A 17,818-nucleotide genomic window follows, 5' to 3' on the forward strand; every position below is an offset into this window, starting at 1 on the left:
ATGTAATGATAAATTGGTGGAGGTTATCCGTTTATGAACAAAGATTTAAACCCTGATGAGAAACAAAAGAATCCGGCAGATAGTATCGTTGAGAAAATTCAAGCACTGGGCCAAACAAATATTGCTCAAACTGGGGAATCGAATATTCATGTCCTAACAATCATTGGTCAAGTGGAAGGCCATATGCAGCTGCCACCTCAGAATAAAACGACGAAATATGAACATCTACTCCCGCAACTTGTAGCAATTGAACAGAACCCAAAAATTGAGGGGCTCATCGTTTTGTTAAACACCGTCGGCGGCGATGTGGAGGCAGGCCTTGCCTTGGCTGAAATGATTTCATCGTTATCGAAGCCAACTGTTTCTGTTGTGCTCGGTGGTGGGCATTCTATTGGCGTGCCAATTGCCGTCGCAACCGATTATTCTTTTATCGTGCCAACTGCAACGATGACGATCCATCCAGTGCGGTTAACAGGACTTGTTATTGGTGTCCCCCAAACTTTTGAATACTTGGATAAGATGCAGGATCGAGTGATACAATTTGTAATGAATCATTCAAAAATCAAAGAAGATACTTTTAAAGAATTAATGTTTGCTAAAGGGAATTTAACGAGAGATATTGGTACGAATGTGGTTGGTAAAGAGGCAGTAGCCCATGGATTGATTGATGCAGTCGGTGGAATAAAAGAAGCAATGGAAAAAATGAACGAATTTATCGGGGAAAAAGGTGAGGAAGGTGAGATCTTACAATGATTTTCTATACACCGTTACAATTAGAAGAGGTATTTGCAAATCCAGAAGAAGCCCAAATGGAACGCTCCTATATTACCCACGCAGGAAAAATGTTCTATGTCGACAAGCTTCCAAGCGGAGAGTATCAGTTATCCCAATTAGTTTCAACAGAGCCGAATGATTATTTGAATGCCAATTACTCACCAGGTGCCCCCTTGCATTAACACAATGAAATTATAGATGGAAACCTTCCCTGAAATAGGAAATTACGAGATGAAGTATGCTATAATTAAATGAGTTAAACGGACAAACCCTTGCCAACAATCAGGTGAGGGTTTTATAAAACTCAACTAATATAATATGCAGTGGGTTATAAATGTTCGAGTGCGAGGTGAGAAAATGGCGAAAAAGAAACGAAAAAGAAAATCTAAGAAAAAATCAAATCTATTAAAATATGAATTATTAGGCCTATTATTTATCTTTTTAGCCATTTTTGGCAGTGGAGCAAGTGCCATTAGTGACGGAGCTATCCCTGGCTGGTTAGAATATTTCTTTCACTTTTTCCTGGGGATTTGGTATTTTGTTGCGTCCATCTTTTTATTAGTTACGGGAATTGTTTTATTAATTAAACGTAGATACCCAAATTACTTTACTAGAAAAATAGTCGGGTTTTATATTTTATTTGCTGGCGTCCTTTTATTGACACATGTCCAAACCTATGAACCAATTATACAGGGGGGGCAGAATGTTTCCGTGCTTGCCGCTACTTGGGATAATTATATTTCCTATATAAGCGGACAAGTGCCATCAAGCCGTACGGGCGGTGGGATGGTTGGAGCCATTTTATTTGCTTTTACTTATTATTTGTTTTCCTATGCCGGTGCAATTATTGTGTCCGTCTTTTCCATTATTATCGGAGTATTGTTCATTACCGAAGTTTCACTTGGTGACATTGTAGCTAAGTTTTTCACCTCTTTGAAGAAGCTTGGTAAGAATATGGGCGATAAGCTACAGACATATAAAGAGAATCGGAAGGAAAAGGATGAACCGGTTTATGCTTCCGAAGCGCAAATAGAGGATGCAACCCCGGCGCAGGAAGAACCTCTTATTAATGATTTTACGGAGATCAGCTACCGGGAAGAGAAGCCTAAAGCTGCATCAGTTACAGCTGTAGACAAGGAGGAAGACGAAGAAGAGGAAGACATAGACGAGCCGGAACTATCCCAGGCAGAAAGTGAAAATCCTGAATATATTCTTCCGCCGATTGAACTCTTAAGTGAACCAGTGAAAACGAGTCAACAATATGAAAAATCGCAAGTACAGGCAACGGTTAGGAAATTGGAGAAAACCTTCCAAAGCTTCGGAGTTAAAGCGAAAGTCACCAAAGTAAATGTAGGTCCCGCTGTAACGAAATACGAAATTTCGCCGGAAGCTGGCGTAAAAGTAAGCCGGATTGTTAGCTTACATGATGATATTGCTTTAGCCCTCGCGGCGAAAGATATTCGGATTGAAGCACCGATCCCCGGTAAATCTGCTGTGGGAATTGAGGTTCCTAATAAAGAAATAGCGATGGTTTCTTTACGTGAAGTGATGGACGATACACTTAGTGATAAGTCTTCTAAACTATTAGTTGGCCTTGGAAGAGATATATCCGGTGAAGCGATTATGACAGAACTTAGTAAAATGCCGCATTTACTGATCGCTGGGGCGACGGGGAGCGGGAAGAGTGTTTGTGTGAATGGAATCATTACAACTCTTCTCATGCGTACGAAACCCCATGAAGTAAAAATGATGATGATTGATCCAAAGAAAGTAGAATTGAATGTTTATAACGGAATACCGCATTTACTTGCGCCGGTTGTAACAGATCCGAAGAAAGCCTCCCGCGCCTTAAAGAAAGTTGTTGCAGAAATGGAGCGGAGATATGATCTGTTTTCCGATTCTGGTACACGTAATATTCAAGGCTATAACGAATATATAAGAAAATATAATCAAACAGCAGCAGAGGAAGAAACAGAAGCTGAACTGCCATATATTGTTGTTATTGTCGATGAACTGGCAGATCTAATGATGGTTGCTTCAAATGATGTGGAAGATGCAATTACACGACTTGCCCAAATGGCCCGTGCAGCTGGAATCCATCTCATCATTGCAACACAGCGACCTTCTGTAGACGTTATTACGGGAGTCATTAAAGCAAATATTCCCTCCCGAATTGCTTTTAGTGTCTCTTCACAGACGGATTCCCGGACGATCCTCGATTCCGGCGGAGCGGAGAAATTATTAGGCCGCGGAGATATGCTGTTCATGCCAGTTGGCTCATCTAAACCAGTCCGTGTTCAAGGGGCATTTCTCTCTGATGAAGAAGTAGAACGTGTCGTAGATCATTGTATCGACCAGCAAAAAGCGTCTTATCAAGAGGAAATGATTCCAGAAGAAACGAATGAAGTGGTGGAAGAGGTGGATGATGAGCTGTATGAAGAAGCAGTGGAACTTATCATTGAATTGCAAAGCGCAAGTGTTTCTATGCTCCAGCGCCGCTTCCGCATCGGCTATACACGTGCGGCGAGGTTAATCGACGCAATGGAAGCAAGAGGCATTGTTGGACCATACGAAGGCAGCAAACCACGAACTGTCCTCGTTTCCAAAACAGAAACAGAAGAAGAAGCACCATCCGTCTAATCAATAAACTGACTTGCCACACCATACAAGTCAGTTTTTTCTTATGAAATGAAAATTGCTTCATTGGAGGTCCGCAGTCCCGATATCTCTTGCTTTCCGCGGGCGGCTGGTGAGCCTCGACGCACAGGAGGTGCTAATGCAGATGTTACCGCATACGAGAGCGTTCCTCGCGGACAGCCCGCTGTGGAGTCGGAAAGAATTTACTTCTTTCAACATAGAATCAGATTATGTAAAAAGTTTAATATGTTTTAATGGATGAACGTTTGAAAGATGTGTAGAATATTTAATAAGAGTAAAAACACAGAACATAGGAGGCTGTTTCATGAATTTGATTGTAGAACAGACCGTTAATAAAAATGGCTACAATATTCATTTTATACCTACGAAAAAATTTAAAACATTAACCTTTGTCGTCAAACTTAAAGCACCATTAAAAAGAGAAACGATATCGAAACGAGCATTATTGCAAAACGTGCTGCGGGAAGCGACTAAGAATTATCCGAGTCGGACCGAGCTCCAATTAAAACTTGATGACCTGTATGGCTCCGTACTCTTTGTTGATGGGGCGAAGCGGGGCGAGGAGCATGTGATGAGTTTCCGTCTTGAAGTGGCAAATGAGCGCTATCTTCCTGATAAGGAAGCTGTAACAGAAGAAGCATTGCAATTGCTCGCCGAAATGATTTATGAACCTTATCTTGAGAACAACCAATTTTCTGAGGCAATCGTTAAAAGGGAAAAAGCTACATTAAAACAGAGAATCCAAGCGATTCGCGATGATAAGATTCGTCATGCTAATGGCCGCCTAATCGATGAAATGTGTAAAAATGAAGCTTTTTCTATTCACGTGAATGGGTATGAAGAAGATCTTGACGCAATTACTGCTGAAGATTTATACAATTATTATCTTGAGATGCTGAAAGAGGATCGATTAGATATTTATGTCGTAGGTGATATGGACACCGAAGCGATGGAAAAAACAATCATTTCAATTTTTAAACAGGAAGCAGGATCAGCAACTGAAGCAAGTAATCGCCCGGAACCGAAACAAGTAAAGGAACCCAAGGAAATTATAGAAGAAGAGCCGATTCAACAGGCAAAGCTCCATATCGGCTATCGTACGCATACGGTGTATTCTGATGAAGATTATCCTGCTTTACAGGTATTCAATGGCTTATTTGGCGGTTTTCCGAGTTCGAAACTTTTCATGAATGTGCGGGAGAAAAATAGTTTAGCTTATTATGCTTCTTCCCAGGTGGAGAGTCATAAGGGGCTTCTCTTCGTATTAAGCGGAATCGCGCCGGAAGATTACGAAAAAGCACGGGATATTATCCGGGAGCAAATGACAGAAATGAAAGCAGGGAATTTTTCAGAACAGGAAATGAATGAAGCGAAGGATATGATTATCCATTCTTTACGGGAAACAATGGATAATCCTCATGGTCTTATAGAGTTATTTTATCAGCAACAACTTGCAGGAATAGACCGATCACTGGAGGAAATTATTGATAATATTTCCGCAGTAACAAAAGAAGATGTGATTCGTGTTGGTGAACGAATCGAGGAAGATACATTATATCTTCTCACTGCAAAAGGAGGAGAAGTAAGTGAATAAGAAGACATATACAGACATTGATGAAGTTATTTACTCCAAAAAGCTAGATAACGGCTTATCTGTTTTTCTCATGCCACGACCGGAAATGGAGAAAGCTTATGCAATCTTTACAACAAATTATGGCTCCATCGACCTGCGATTTGTTCCGATTGGTGAATCGGAAGCAGTAACTGTACCCGACGGGGTGGCCCATTTCCTTGAACATAAATTATTTGAGAAAGAAGATGGAGATGTATTTGCTGACTTTGGAAAGCTAGGTGCTTCTGCCAACGCATTCACTTCTTTTACGAAGACCGCTTATTTATTCGCTGCAACCAATCATATTGAGAAAAATGTGGAGATACTGCTGGACTTTGTGCAGGACCCTTATTTTACCGAACAAACAGTGGAAAAGGAAAAAGGAATCATCGCACAAGAAATCAATATGTATGATGACCAGCCGGATTGGCAGTCTTTCATGGGTACCATCCAAGCTTTGTTTAAGAATCATCCGGTAAATATTGATATTGCAGGAACGGTTGATTCCATCATGAAGATCACGAAAGATGATTTATATACGTGCTACAACACGTTTTATCATCCTGAAAACATGACCTTGTTCATCATTGGAAATATTAACGCGGAATCGTTGTCCCAACTGATTGAAGAAAACCAAGCAGGAAAACGCTTTGCGGATATCGCAGAAATCAAGCGAGAATTTCCAGATGAGCCGGAAGAAGTTGCAGAGAAATACATGGAAATCAACATGCCGGTTTCAATTCCGAAATGTACGGTTGGAATTAAAGAGTCGAGCAGCCATTTAGATAAAGAAGCATTTTTGAAAAAAGAACTGCTTACAACGATGGTCCTAGATCATTACTTTGCAAGAGGTGGCGAGTTTTATCAAGAATTGTATAAAGACGAATTGATTGATGGAAGCTTCTCTTTTGAAACGAATTTAGAAACGAGCTTCGGCTACTCATTAATTGGCGGTAACACGGCAAGACCAGAAGATTTTGCCGCTAAAGTGAAGGAATTACTACTCTCAACAACTCATGCAGAAATAACGGACGAAGCGTTTCGGCGAATGCAGAAAAAGAAAATCGGTCAGATGCTTCGCGCCATGAATTCGCTAGAGTATATTGCCAACAATTTTATTGATTATCATCGTCACGGTATTAATTTCTTTGATGTCATCCCACAAATTGAAGCGTTGACCACAGCGGATGTCAATGAGTTTCTAAAGGAATGGATTAACGAAGACCAGCTTGCAGTTTGTACGATCAAGCAGGCTTAACATAATGCAAAATGTTTTAATCATTGGTGCAAGTGGTGATATCGGAATAGCTATTGCCAAACAGCGCGTGAAAAAAGGTGATCAATTAATTCTTCATTATCATTCCAATCATTCCGTTATTAAGTTGGCGGAAGAATTTGCAAGTGATCAGGTTTTACAGATTATCCAAGCTGACCTCTCAACAGGAGAGGGGATAAATAAGCTGCTTTCGAGTCTTGTTTTTCAGGTCGACAGTATTATTTTTGCAAGCGGGAAAACAGAATTCGGCTTATTCCAGGACGTGGATGAAGCTAGCTTTACCGAGATGCTCACTCTCCATGTACATGCACCACTTAAAATAACGAACGAGTTACTGCCAAGCATGATTAGGAATCAATTTGGCAGGCTGATTTTTATCACTTCTATCTGGGGAGAAGTAGGAGCGAGCAATGAAGTGCTCTATTCAACTGTAAAAGGGGCGCAGAACAGTTTCGTGAAGGCACTTGCCAAAGAGGTAGCGGCAAGTAACGTGACAGTAAATGCAGTTAGTCCAGGATTCATCGATACGAAAATGAACGGATCTTTACTGGCAGAGGAAAGGGCTGAAATTTACGAAGCAATTCCTTTAAAGCGTGCAGGCTCTCCACATGAGGTCTCAGAAGCTGTAAGCTATCTTATGGATTGTCCGACACCGTATTTAAACGGCCAGATTCTTCCGGTTACCGGGGGATGGATGATTTAGCCAACTCGTTTCCGGTGCATAAAGCAGAAGTAGATGTTGAATACTATAGGTGCATACGATTGTAATAAAAAGGAGGCTAAATCAATGTCCATTCTCGATAATTTCGATTCATGGAAAGGATTTCTTGCTAATCGCTTGCAGCAAGCGAAATCTAGTGGGATGAATCATGAAACCATTACGAACGTCGCACAAGAAGTGGGAGACTATCTTGCATCGAATGTAGATGCAAAGAATAATGAAGAAGCTGTATTGAAAGAACTGTGGAATGCCGCTTCTGAAGAGGAGCAACAAGCAATTGCAAGCTCCATGGTGAGATTGGTTGAACAACAAGGAAATAATAATGGATAATTCGTTAAAGAAGCTGTATAGTTAATCTATATAGCTTCTTTTTCAATTTGTTCGCTATTTCGCTTTTCACTTTTAAAAAAATCATTTATAGTATAAATAGATTATTCATCATTTCATACAAACGCCATTCCCCGTTTGTAAAGGAGACCGGAAGATGGAAAGAACAGAATGGTATCTTGAATATGAGAATCAGATTAATCGTCCTGGTTTATTAGGGGACATTTCATCTCTGTTAGGTATGCTTTCAATTAACATTATTACGATTAATGGCCTTGAGAACTCCAGAAGATGCCTACTACTGCTTTCTGAACGGGATGAGAATATAAAAAGATTAGCTTCCATTCTGGAAACCGTTGATATTATAAAGGTTCTTAAAATCCGAAAACCAAAATTGAAAGACCGGATGGCTGTGCGTCACGGTAAATATATTCATACGGATAATGACCGGAAAACAGTGCGCTTTGTAAGAAATGAACTCGGTATTCTTGTTGATTTCATGGCAGAATTATTTAAACAGGATGGCCATAAGCTAATCGGTGTCAGGGGAATGCCGCGGGTAGGTAAAACAGAATCGATTGTTGCAGCAAGTGTCTCTTCCAATAAACGCTGGTTGTTTGTCTCAAGTACCATGATAAAGCAAACGGTAAGAAATAAATTAATTGCTGGAGAGTATGATAAAGACAATATTTTTATTATAGATGGTGTTGTTTCAAAAAAACGGGCAAATGAAGAGCATTGGCGTCTCATTCGAGAAGTGATGCAGCTTCCTGCTGTAAAAGTTGTGGAACATCCTGACATATTTGTTCAGGCCACGGAATATACGTTAGATGATTTTGATTATATTATTGAATTAAGAAGCCACAAAGAAGAAGAAATTACATATGAATCAATTGAAAATCAAACATTTGGTTCAAGTGGTGGCTTTAATATGTTTGATATTTAAGATGGAAGGTGTTAATTATGGATGTGGGTGCTAGGCTGAAGGAAGCGAGAATCGCAAAAGGCCTTTCATTGGAAAGTTTACAGGAAACAACGAAGATACAGAAGAGATATTTAGTTGCAATTGAAGAAGGAAATTTCCATCTGCTCCCCGGAAAGTTTTATGCTCGAGCTTTTATTAAAGAATATGCAACAGCAGTTGGACTCGATTCCGATGAATTGTTAAAAGAACATAAAGAAGAAATTCCAAAATCTGAAACAGAGAGCGAAATCCAATATACACGAGTTGAACGCTCAAAGGAAAATGCAGCTGAACGATCAGGAACATTCTTTTCTGTGTTACCTAAAATTATTGTCGTCCTCCTAATTATCGGTATTATCGGGGCGGGGATTTGGTTTTATTACCAATCCTATTCACCTAACGACCCGCAGGAGATTGAAGAATCGGATGAAGTAATTATTAAGGACCCTAGTGAGAATAACCAAGACGCCTCAGGTGCAGAAGGAAACAGCGCCAAAGAAGATGATGCAACGGATGATGCCGAGGAAGAAGAGAAGGAAGAAGATTCTACTGAAGAAGAAACAGAAGAAATAACTTTTGAAGTGGAAGAAGTCGGTACTGGATCTCCGCCTGAATCGACTGTTGCCATTACAAATCCCGGAGATAAGTTAATCTTCCAATTTGAATCCGAGTCAAGTGTTTGGCTCGATGTGAAGAACAGTGCCGGGGAAGTTTTTTACGGAAGCTTTGTTACTTCTGAAAATTCACCGGTAGAAGTAGATGTTACTGGCCAAGAATCAATCTTTTTAAATATCGGCAGCACGCCCAACTTGGATATAACAATTAATGATGTACCATTTGAATATCCGGTTGATCCAACTGAAAAAGACCATCAACGCTTATGGTTCAACACTAAGTAATTATGCTTCAACCCTTCCAACCGAATGCGGAAGGGTTTTATCATTTTAATATCAAGAAAACTAAAAAAGAAAAGCATTAGCATCAAGGAGGAAGGCTCATGAATTTACCTAATAAACTCACCCTATCTCGTATTATTCTCATCCCGATTTTTATTTTATTATTATCGCTCCCTCTCGACTTTGGAGAATGGGATATTGGTAACACTACATTGCCGGTTCACCATTTCATTGCAGCACTTATATTCATTATTGGTTCTGCAACGGACTGGGTCGATGGATATTATGCCCGTAAACATAATCTAATTACAAACCTTGGTAAGTTTCTTGATCCATTAGCTGATAAACTGCTCGTTTCTGCTGCGCTCATTATGCTGGTGGAGATGGATCTTGCAGCTGCATGGATCGTAATTGTCATTATTAGCAGGGAGTTCGCTGTCACCGGGCTGCGTTTAGTAGCTGCAGGAGAAGGTATTGTCCTTGCTGCCGGCAGTATGGGTAAATTGAAGACAGCAACGCAAATGATTGCTATTATTATCCTGCTCCTTCATAATTTTCCTTTTTCTTATTTAAATTTCCCATTGGGAACAATCATGCTTTACTTAGCTCTAATCTTTACTGTGATTTCAGGTGTTGATTACTTTTACAAAAACTGGCATGTAATGAGGGATTCGAAATGAAAAAACAATACAAAGCAGAAATTCTTGCAGTAGGAACAGAGTTATTGTTAGGGCAAATCGCGAACACAAACGCACAGTGGATATCTAAGCAGTTAGCTTTATACGGTATAAATGTTTATAACCATGTCGTCGTTGGTGACAATTTGAACCGGGTTGCAGGCACGTTTAAACAGGCTCATGATCGTTCAGATATTATTATTGTCACAGGTGGGTTAGGTCCAACGGAAGATGATCTGACCCGTGAAGCTTTCCAAGCTATTTGTAATATTCCAATCGTCGAACATGAGCCATCGATGAAAAAGATTGAAGATTGGTTTAAGCGAACAGGTTGGCAAATGACGCCGAATAACCGCAGGCAGGCGCGCGTGTTTGAAACAGCTACCGTTTTATTTAATAAGCAAGGGATGGCGCCTGGGATGATTGTCCAGTACGAGGAGCGAACATGGATATTTCTTCCAGGTGTTCCGCGTGAAATGAAAGCAATGTTTAAAGAAGATATTTTACCATACCTTTATAAGTTGACAGGTAAAGAGCAAATGATTCGTTCGACCATTCTAAAGTTTCTCGGGATTGGTGAATCGGCACTCGAACATGAATTACAGGATCTCATCCGTGAACAAACGAATCCGACCATCGCTCCCCTTGCAACAGATGATGGGATTATCATTCGTTTAACAGCAAAAGCTGACTCGGAAGAAGGGCTAGACGCCTTACTCACTGAAGCGAAATCCGCTGTACTCCTGAAAGTGGGAGATTATTTTGTAGCTGAGAATGATGAAACAATTGAACAAATTATTATTGAACACTTTAAAAAGAAACAACTCTCTATCGCAGCTGCGGAAAGTCTTACCGGCGGGAAATTTACCGATCGGCTCATCTCCGTATCTGGAGCAAGTGAAGTCGTACAAGGCGGTGTAGTTTGCTATAGTGAAGCGGTGAAAACGGGCGTCCTGGAAGTACCAGAGCAAGTAATAGCGGAAAAGGGTACGGTAAGTGAAGCATGCGCTCTATCTTTAGCAAGAAATGTGAGAGAGAAATTACAATCTTCAGTCGGTATCAGCTTTACAGGCGTTGCCGGTCCGAATGAAGTGGAAGGAAAGCAAGTTGGAACCGTTTATATTGGGTTATCCGTTATTGGGGAAGAGGATAAAGCATTCGGATTCCAATTCCAGGGAGACCGGAACACCATCCGAAACCGCACAGTTATGAAAGGTCTTGAATTAATTTTTAACTATGTAAAAGTGTAATTTACGTTCTATTCATGCTTTATATTGAATAAACGAACCTCCAGCTCTACTTCAAAATTTAAAAATGACGGTGAGGACAGGTGTGATAATTATCGAACGTCTATTCGTTTTTTGCTTGTCAAACGGTGAAAAAAAGCGTATGATAGAGATAGATAATTTGAGGAGGTATTTTCATTGAGTGAGAGAAAACAAGCTTTAGATATGGCTTTAAGACAGATAGAGAAACAATTCGGTAAGGGTTCGATTATGAAACTTGGAGAAGAGCAGAACCAACAGATTGCTACAATCCCGAGTGGTTCCTTAGCCTTGGACGTGGCACTTGGAATTGGCGGGTATCCTAGAGGACGAGTAATTGAAATTTACGGACCTGAATCCTCGGGTAAAACAACATTTGCCCTCCACGCAATTGCTGAAGCTCAGAGGCAAGGTGGACAAGCAGCATTTATCGACGCGGAGCATGCACTTGATCCAACTTACGCACGGGTACTTGGAGTAAATACAGATGAACTGTTGCTCTCGCAGCCTGATACCGGAGAACAAGCACTTGAAATTACAGAAGCACTTGTGCGTAGCGGTGCAGTTGATATTATTGTTGTTGACTCCGTTGCTGCTCTTGTACCAAAAGCGGAAATTGAAGGTGAAATGGGCGACTCTCATATGGGACTTCAGGCAAGATTAATGTCTCAAGCCTTGCGTAAGCTATCAGGTGCAATCAATAAATCAAATGCTACTGCCATCTTCATTAACCAAGTCCGTGAGAAGATTGGAGTTATGTTCGGTAACCCAGAAACAACACCGGGAGGCCGCGCACTTAAATTCTATTCTTCTGTCCGCTTAGAAGTTCGCCGAGCAGAAACGTTGAAACAAGGAAATGAAATGATTGGTAACCGAACGAGGGTAAAAGTTGTGAAAAATAAAGTAGCACCGCCGTTCAAACAAGCTGAAGTAGATATCATGTATGGTGAAGGAATCTCTAAAGAAGGTGAAATCATCGATGTTGGTGCAGATCTTGATATCGTTCAAAAAAGTGGTGCCTGGTATTCTTATAAAGGAGAACGCTTAGGACAAGGTCGAGAGAACGCAAAACAATTCATGAAAGAAAACCCTGAAATTTTTGAAGAAGTAAATCGTGAAATCCGTAGTCATTATGAGCTCGAAGCAAGTGAAAGCACAGACGCGGATACAGAGAATACATCGTCGTCATCTGATGAACAGGAAAGTCTTGACATATAATATGCAGCTGTCTATTCGGTTTTTATCGGAGGACAGCTTTTTTATTGAATTTCTGGTCAGAGGTATGAGAGGATAGGAAGTGGAACTTGTACTTGCTTTCTTACAATATGACTTTTACTTGAAATACTTCTGAAATAGTTCTGAAGTTTCCTTGACAATAAGTAAATTGACAATTAAAATTAACATTGTATAATTTTATTCAATTATACGGTAATTATTAATCCTTGTATTGATAATGGGTACATGACGAAGATAATGAATTGTACAACAACTTTATAGCAATAGGAGGTGAAAAATATGGACCACCCTTTGATCATCTCCCTTTTGCTAGTATTCATCCTTATCATAGGTCTGTTTGTTGGTTATCTGATTCGTAAATCGATTGCAGAAGCAAAGATTTCAAGTGCAGAAGACTTAGCGAAACAAATCGTCGAAGAAGCACATCGGAATGCGGATGCAGCTAAAAAGGAAGCACTCCTTGAAGCAAGAGATGAGAACCATAAATTACGACAGCAAGCAGAGGATGAGCTGCGTGAACGCCGTGCTGAACTCCAGAAACAAGAAAATCGCTTAACGCAAAAAGAAGATATTCTTGACCAAAAAAGTGTCTCTCTAGATAACCGTGAATTATCACTGGAGAAACGGGAAGAAGCTTTAACGGAGAGACAACAGCAAACTGAAGAAATGGAAAGCAAAGTGCAGGCTATGAAAGAGGAGCAGCAAGCTGAGCTTGAGCGCATTTCAGGTTATACAACGGACCAGGCAAAACAAATTATTTTAGAACGAATTGAAAAAGAAGTGAAGCATGAAGCGGCTATTATGATTAAAGAAACAGAGAATCAGGCGAAAGAAGAAGCTGATAAAAAAGCGAAAAGCATTCTCTCGTTAGCGCTGCAACGCTGTGCTGCAGACCATGTTGCTGAGACAACTGTATCTGTCGTCACCCTGCCAAATGATGAGATGAAAGGTCGAATCATTGGTCGAGAAGGACGTAATATACGAACATTAGAAACGTTGACTGGTATTGATTTAATTATCGATGACACGCCAGAAGCTGTTATATTATCTGGATTTGATCCAATTCGCCGGGAAATTGCTCGTATTGCCTTGGAAAAACTTGTCCAAGATGGAAGAATCCATCCGGCACGAATTGAAGAAATGGTAGATAAAGCAAGACGTGAAGTTGATGAATATATTCGTGAAGTCGGTGAAGAAACGACATTTGAGGTTGGTGTGCATGGACTGCACCCGGATCTTGTGAAAATACTTGGTCGTCTAAAATATCGTACAAGCTATGGTCAAAACGTATTAAAACATTCGGCAGAAGTTGCTTACTTATCTGGTTTGCTTGCTGCAGAACTAGGTGAAGATGTAATATTAGCAAGAAGAGCTGGTTTACTTCATGATATTGGAAAAGCGATTGACCATGAAGTAGAAGGTAGTCACGTAGAAATTGGAAAAGAACTTGCGATGAAATATAAAGAGCATGAGGTTGTCATTAATGCGATTGCTTCCCACCATGGTGATGAAGAACCTACTTCCATCATTTCAGTATTAGTCGCAGCAGCTGATGCCCTATCCGCTGCACGGCCAGGTGCAAGAAGCGAAACGCTCGAGAACTACATTAGACGTCTGGAGAAACTAGAGGAAATCTCCGAATCATTCGAAGGTGTAGAGAAATCCTATGCAATTCAGGCGGGTAGAGAGATTCGTATTATGGTAAAACCTGATGAAATTGATGATCTTGATTCATTGAGAGTTGCAAGGGAGATTCGTAATCGTATCGAAAGTGAGCTCGATTACCCTGGCCATATTAAAGTAACGGTAATCAGGGAAACAAGAGCAGTTGAATATGCCAAATAAAAGCAGTCATCGGACTGCTTTTATTTTTTGCCACCGTTTAAAAAATCTTTACTGGGTAAAATAATAATTCAACCTTCGCCACCCCTAAAATAAGAAAACGATGACACCAAGAAATCGAAATCGTAATTACTTTCATTCAGCGTAAGTGCAACTTTCTTCTGGAGGTTCGCAGTCCAGACACCTCTCGCTTTCCGCAGGCGGCTGGTGAGCCTCCTCGGGCTGCCGCCCTGCGGGGTCTCACCTATGCCTATCCTCCTGCTGGAGTCTCAAGGTGTCTGGACTGCTCCCAGGGAAGACCGAATTTGGAATCCTATTTATTATTTTAGGAATAGAATTCTCATCATGATATGATTGTTTCCAATAATAATAACGCTCTCTTCCAGTTCAGTTGCCCGGTGGACGGTGACTCCTGCGGGAATAGCACGAGTCCGGAGACCCCGCAGGGCGATAGCCCGAGGAGGCTTCGGCTGTGCCCGCGGAAAGCATCCGTCCACCGGGCAACTGAACGGCGATTAGAGTTCTAAACTATAGGAACGAGCAAAGACACTTACGCTGAATGAAAGGATTCAGTAGTTTCTTTCGGTTACTTCCTAAGAGGGAGTAATTGGGAAAACAGAACAGACTTTTAAAAATTAGGAATTAGGTTAGGATGATGTAAAGATGAAAATTTTATTTATTGGTGATGTTGTTGGTTCACCAGGACGGGAAATGGTTAAGGAATATCTGCCAAGATTAAAAGAAAAATACCGCCCAACCGTCACGATTCTTAACGGCGAAAATGCAGCAGCGGGCAAAGGAATTACAGAAACGATTTACCGCAACTTCCTCGAATGGGGTGCCCAAGCAATTACAATGGGAAACCACACATGGGATAAAAAAGAAATCTTTGACTTCATTGATGAAGCCAAATACCTTATCCGCCCTGCAAACTTTCCGGACAACAACCCAGGAAAAGGAATCATCTATTTAAACGTGAATGATCTTAAAGTAGCTGTCATTAACATGCAAGGGAGAACCTTCCTGCCAGCAATTGAAGACCCATTTACCACGATAGATAACCTGATTCAAGAAGCAAAAAAGCACACGAACATTATTTTCGTCGATTTCCACGGTGAAGCAACAAGTGAAAAGCAAGCATTTGGCTGGTATATTGACGGAAAAGTCAGCGCTGTCGTCGGCACACACACTCACACACAAACTGCAGACGAGCGAATTCTTCCCGACGGTACCGCCTATATCACTGATGTAGGCATGACTGGTCCTTACGATGGAATACTTGGAGTAGAAAGAGAAGCTGTTCTAAAACGCTTTCTAACATCACTGCCTGTACGTTTTGAAATTACAAAAAAGGGTAGAAAACAATTAAATGCAGTGTTAGTTTCCATTGATTCAAAAACAGGGAAAGCAGTAGACATCGAAAGAATATTAATCAATGATGACCACCCCTTCTTTGCCTGACTGTTATTCAGAACATCCCTTTTGCTGAGGCAATACGAGTTGGTTGTTCCTGATGTCTTCTAACAGGTTTAGGGAATAAGCTTACAACTCAAAGAATATAGTAGAAATAGAACTATAAAACTGAGGTAAGGGAGGTACTACTAATGGAAGTATTGAAGGTTTCATCAAAATCTAATCCAAATTCAGTAGCAGGGGCTCTCGCAAATGTGCTTCGCGAAAGAGGAACTGCAGAAATTCAGGCGATTGGTGCAGGAGCATTGAATCAATCAATAAAGGCTGTAGCCATTGCAAGAGGATTCGTTGCTCCAAGTGGAGTAGATCTCATTTGTATACCGGCATTCACTGATATCAAGATTGATGAAGAAGAAAGAACTGCAATCAAATTAATCGTGGAACCAAGATAATTAAAAAGCAATCATACGCCTTCCTTCTAATCAAGGAAGGTTTTTATTTGCAGTTTCGCGGTATATATTGTTAAATTTATTCATAAGCCTTATACTTATTATGTTGTAAACTTATACATAGAAGTACTCATTGAAAGGAGAGCCGAGATGAACGAACAAGAGCGAAAGCAGCAGGCACAAATTAATACAGAAGAGAATTTCGAACGGATTAAACAAACGTCCAGTGAAGATATGATCGCAAAGTATTTCCATACCAATTACACCCCCAAAACCCCTGACATTAAAAAAGCAAGAAAGAGAAGGAAAGAAGAAGTCCAATTTAAATATGATTTTTCTATTCCCGAAGATATGCAAACGGTGGGTGAGGGGCGTAAGTTCTTAATTCGCACCTATGGTTGTCAAATGAATGAACATGATACAGAAGTAATGGCTGGAATATTTATGGAAATGGGTTATACTGCAACAGAAGATGTAAAAGAAGCAGATATTATCTTATTAAATACTTGTGCCATCCGGGAAAATGCGGAAAATAAAGTGTTCGGTGAGATTGGACACTTGAAACCATTAAAGCTTGAAAATCCGGATCTTATCATTGGTGTTTGCGGATGTATGTCCCAAGAAGAATCAGTTGTTGACCGGATATTAAAGAAACATCAACATATTGATCTTATTTTTGGAACACATAATATCCATCGGTTACCCCACCTGATTAAAGAAGCGATGTTTGGAAAGGAAATGGTCATTGAAGTATGGTCTAAAGAAGGCGATATCATTGAAAACCTTCCGAAAGCTCGTAAAGGAAAAATCAAAGCTTGGGTCAACATCATGTATGGCTGTGATAAGTTCTGTACGTATTGTATCGTCCCAATGACAAGAGGAAAAGAGCGCAGCAGAAGACCGGAGGATATTATTCAAGAAGTAAGACATCTGGTCGCCCAGGGTTATAAAGAAGTCACCTTACTCGGTCAAAATGTGAATGCTTACGGAAAAGATTTTGAAGATCTGGATTATACCTTTGGCGATTTAATGAATGACATTCATAAAATTGACATTCCAAGGGTCCGTTTCACGACATCACATCCAAGAGATTTCGATGATCATTTGATTGACGTATTGGCCCAGGGTGGAAACTTGCTCGACCACATTCATTTACCGGTCCAATCCGGAAGCACGGAAGTTCTGAAGAAAATGAACCGTAAATATACACGGGAAGAATACTTGGAACTTGTCCGTAAAATTAAAAAAGCAATTCCAAATGTCACATTGACGACTGACATCATTGTCGGATTCCCGAACGAAACGGATGAACAGTTTGAAGAGACGATGACACTAATGGAAGAAGTCGGTTTTGAAGCAGCGTACACGTTCATCTACTCTCCGCGTGAAGGAACGCCGGCTGCAAGAAAAAAAGATGATGTACCAGAAGAAGTGAAGAAACAGCGTCTTTATCGTTTAAATGAACTTGTAAACAAACAATCTGCGGAATCAATGAGGAAATATGAAGGAAAAACAGTAAAAGTACTCGTTGAGGGTGAAAGTAAGAAAAATCCTGATATTCTCGCAGGGTATACAGAGAAGAATAAGCTTGTGAACTTCAAAGGGCCGAAATCAGCAATTGGTCAGATTGTGGAAGTGGAAATTACCGAAGCAAAAACTTGGTCCTTAGATGGTATCATGGCAGAAAGTAAAATTGAGGTGAAGTAAC

The 17,818-nt window shown here is 40.5% G+C and carries 16 protein-coding genes; all 16 read left to right on the forward strand.

Annotated elements, in window-relative coordinates:
• Window positions 1–33: 33 nt before the first annotated feature.
• Window positions 34–753 (forward strand): ClpP family protease, encoded by a 720-nt coding sequence (locus tag SPD53_RS03500; RefSeq protein WP_188858518.1) that lies wholly within the window; start codon window positions 34–36, stop codon window positions 751–753.
• Window positions 750–956 (forward strand): YlzJ-like family protein, encoded by a 207-nt coding sequence (locus SPD53_RS03505; RefSeq protein ID WP_156856439.1) that lies wholly within the window; start codon window positions 750–752, stop codon window positions 954–956. Before SPD53_RS03500 ends, SPD53_RS03505 begins: the two co-directional genes overlap by 4 nt.
• 175 nt (window positions 957–1,131) lie before the next feature.
• Window positions 1,132–3,414: a DNA translocase FtsK gene (locus SPD53_RS03510; RefSeq protein WP_336251657.1), complete on the forward strand. Its 2,283-nt coding sequence runs from the start codon at window positions 1,132–1,134 to the stop codon at window positions 3,412–3,414.
• Between the two features lie 322 nt (window positions 3,415–3,736).
• The gene (gene yfmF / locus SPD53_RS03515; protein ID WP_336251658.1) at window positions 3,737–5,026 is read left to right on the forward strand and encodes an EF-P 5-aminopentanol modification-associated protein YfmF; all 1,290 of its coding nucleotides are present in this window, start codon (window positions 3,737–3,739) and stop codon (window positions 5,024–5,026) included.
• On the forward strand, window positions 5,019–6,302 hold the full coding sequence (yfmH, locus tag SPD53_RS03520) for an EF-P 5-aminopentanol modification-associated protein YfmH (protein ID WP_336251659.1): 1,284 nt from the start codon (window positions 5,019–5,021) through the stop codon (window positions 6,300–6,302). Before yfmF ends, yfmH begins: the two co-directional genes overlap by 8 nt.
• Window positions 6,303–6,306: 4 nt before the next feature.
• Window positions 6,307–7,023 (forward strand): elongation factor P 5-aminopentanone reductase, encoded by a 717-nt coding sequence (gene ymfI / locus SPD53_RS03525; protein ID WP_336251660.1) that lies wholly within the window; start codon window positions 6,307–6,309, stop codon window positions 7,021–7,023.
• An 84-nt stretch (window positions 7,024–7,107) separates the two neighbouring features.
• A complete protein-coding gene (locus SPD53_RS03530; RefSeq protein ID WP_336251661.1) occupies window positions 7,108–7,371 on the forward strand; it encodes a DUF3243 domain-containing protein in 264 nt (87 codons plus the stop codon).
• Between the two features lie 154 nt (window positions 7,372–7,525).
• Window positions 7,526–8,314, forward strand: a complete 789-nt coding sequence (locus tag SPD53_RS03535; RefSeq protein WP_188858514.1) for a DUF3388 domain-containing protein — start codon at window positions 7,526–7,528, stop codon at window positions 8,312–8,314.
• Window positions 8,315–8,331: 17 nt separating this feature from the next.
• Window positions 8,332–9,231 carry a helix-turn-helix domain-containing protein gene (locus SPD53_RS03540; RefSeq protein ID WP_336251662.1) on the forward strand — a complete coding sequence of 300 codons (900 nt, stop codon included), beginning with the start codon at window positions 8,332–8,334 and terminating at the stop codon, window positions 9,229–9,231.
• Window positions 9,232–9,329: 98 nt separating this feature from the next.
• Window positions 9,330–9,908 (forward strand): CDP-diacylglycerol--glycerol-3-phosphate 3-phosphatidyltransferase, encoded by a 579-nt coding sequence (gene pgsA / locus SPD53_RS03545; protein ID WP_156856447.1) that lies wholly within the window; start codon window positions 9,330–9,332, stop codon window positions 9,906–9,908.
• Window positions 9,905–11,155: a competence/damage-inducible protein A gene (locus SPD53_RS03550; RefSeq protein WP_336251663.1), complete on the forward strand. Its 1,251-nt coding sequence runs from the start codon at window positions 9,905–9,907 to the stop codon at window positions 11,153–11,155. The genes pgsA and SPD53_RS03550 overlap by 4 nt, the downstream gene beginning before the upstream one ends.
• Before the next feature lie 174 nt (window positions 11,156–11,329).
• A complete protein-coding gene (gene recA / locus SPD53_RS03555; protein WP_336251664.1) occupies window positions 11,330–12,388 on the forward strand; it encodes a recombinase RecA in 1,059 nt (352 codons plus the stop codon).
• A gap of 297 nt (window positions 12,389–12,685) precedes the next feature.
• Window positions 12,686–14,251 (forward strand): ribonuclease Y, encoded by a 1,566-nt coding sequence (rny, locus tag SPD53_RS03560; RefSeq protein ID WP_156856450.1) that lies wholly within the window; start codon window positions 12,686–12,688, stop codon window positions 14,249–14,251.
• A 660-nt stretch (window positions 14,252–14,911) separates the two neighbouring features.
• Complete coding sequence (locus tag SPD53_RS03565; RefSeq protein ID WP_188858505.1) at window positions 14,912–15,709, forward strand: TIGR00282 family metallophosphoesterase; 798 nt, start codon at window positions 14,912–14,914, stop codon at window positions 15,707–15,709.
• 143 nt (window positions 15,710–15,852) lie between these two features.
• A complete protein-coding gene (locus SPD53_RS03570; protein WP_156856452.1) occupies window positions 15,853–16,113 on the forward strand; it encodes a stage V sporulation protein S in 261 nt (86 codons plus the stop codon).
• A gap of 147 nt (window positions 16,114–16,260) precedes the next feature.
• Window positions 16,261–17,817 (forward strand): tRNA (N6-isopentenyl adenosine(37)-C2)-methylthiotransferase MiaB, encoded by a 1,557-nt coding sequence (miaB, locus tag SPD53_RS03575; RefSeq protein ID WP_336251665.1) that lies wholly within the window; start codon window positions 16,261–16,263, stop codon window positions 17,815–17,817.
• Window position 17,818: the final 1 nt, after the last annotated feature.

Source organism: Oceanobacillus sp. MO10714A (genome assembly GCF_037072045.1).
Lineage (GTDB): Bacteria > Bacillota > Bacilli > Bacillales > Amphibacillaceae > Oceanobacillus > Oceanobacillus indicireducens.

Excerpts from the sequence above, each read along its gene's own strand:
- SPD53_RS03500 (WP_188858518.1), top strand. The coding sequence starts at position 34 with ATGAACAAAGATTTAAACCCTGATGAGAAACAAAAGAATCCGGCAGAT.
- SPD53_RS03505 (WP_156856439.1), top strand. The coding sequence starts at position 750 with ATGATTTTCTATACACCGTTACAATTAGAAGAGGTATTTGCAAATCCA.
- SPD53_RS03510 (WP_336251657.1), top strand. The coding sequence starts at position 1,132 with ATGGCGAAAAAGAAACGAAAAAGAAAATCTAAGAAAAAATCAAATCTA.
- yfmF (WP_336251658.1), top strand. The coding sequence starts at position 3,737 with ATGAATTTGATTGTAGAACAGACCGTTAATAAAAATGGCTACAATATT.
- ymfI (WP_336251660.1), top strand. The coding sequence starts at position 6,307 with ATGCAAAATGTTTTAATCATTGGTGCAAGTGGTGATATCGGAATAGCT.
- SPD53_RS03530 (WP_336251661.1), top strand. The coding sequence starts at position 7,108 with ATGTCCATTCTCGATAATTTCGATTCATGGAAAGGATTTCTTGCTAAT.
- SPD53_RS03535 (WP_188858514.1), top strand. The coding sequence starts at position 7,526 with ATGGAAAGAACAGAATGGTATCTTGAATATGAGAATCAGATTAATCGT.
- SPD53_RS03540 (WP_336251662.1), top strand. The coding sequence starts at position 8,332 with ATGGATGTGGGTGCTAGGCTGAAGGAAGCGAGAATCGCAAAAGGCCTT.
- pgsA (WP_156856447.1), top strand. The coding sequence starts at position 9,330 with ATGAATTTACCTAATAAACTCACCCTATCTCGTATTATTCTCATCCCG.
- SPD53_RS03550 (WP_336251663.1), top strand. The coding sequence starts at position 9,905 with ATGAAAAAACAATACAAAGCAGAAATTCTTGCAGTAGGAACAGAGTTA.
- rny (WP_156856450.1), top strand. The coding sequence starts at position 12,686 with ATGGACCACCCTTTGATCATCTCCCTTTTGCTAGTATTCATCCTTATC.
- SPD53_RS03565 (WP_188858505.1), top strand. The coding sequence starts at position 14,912 with ATGAAAATTTTATTTATTGGTGATGTTGTTGGTTCACCAGGACGGGAA.
- SPD53_RS03570 (WP_156856452.1), top strand. The coding sequence starts at position 15,853 with ATGGAAGTATTGAAGGTTTCATCAAAATCTAATCCAAATTCAGTAGCA.
- miaB (WP_336251665.1), top strand. The coding sequence starts at position 16,261 with ATGAACGAACAAGAGCGAAAGCAGCAGGCACAAATTAATACAGAAGAG.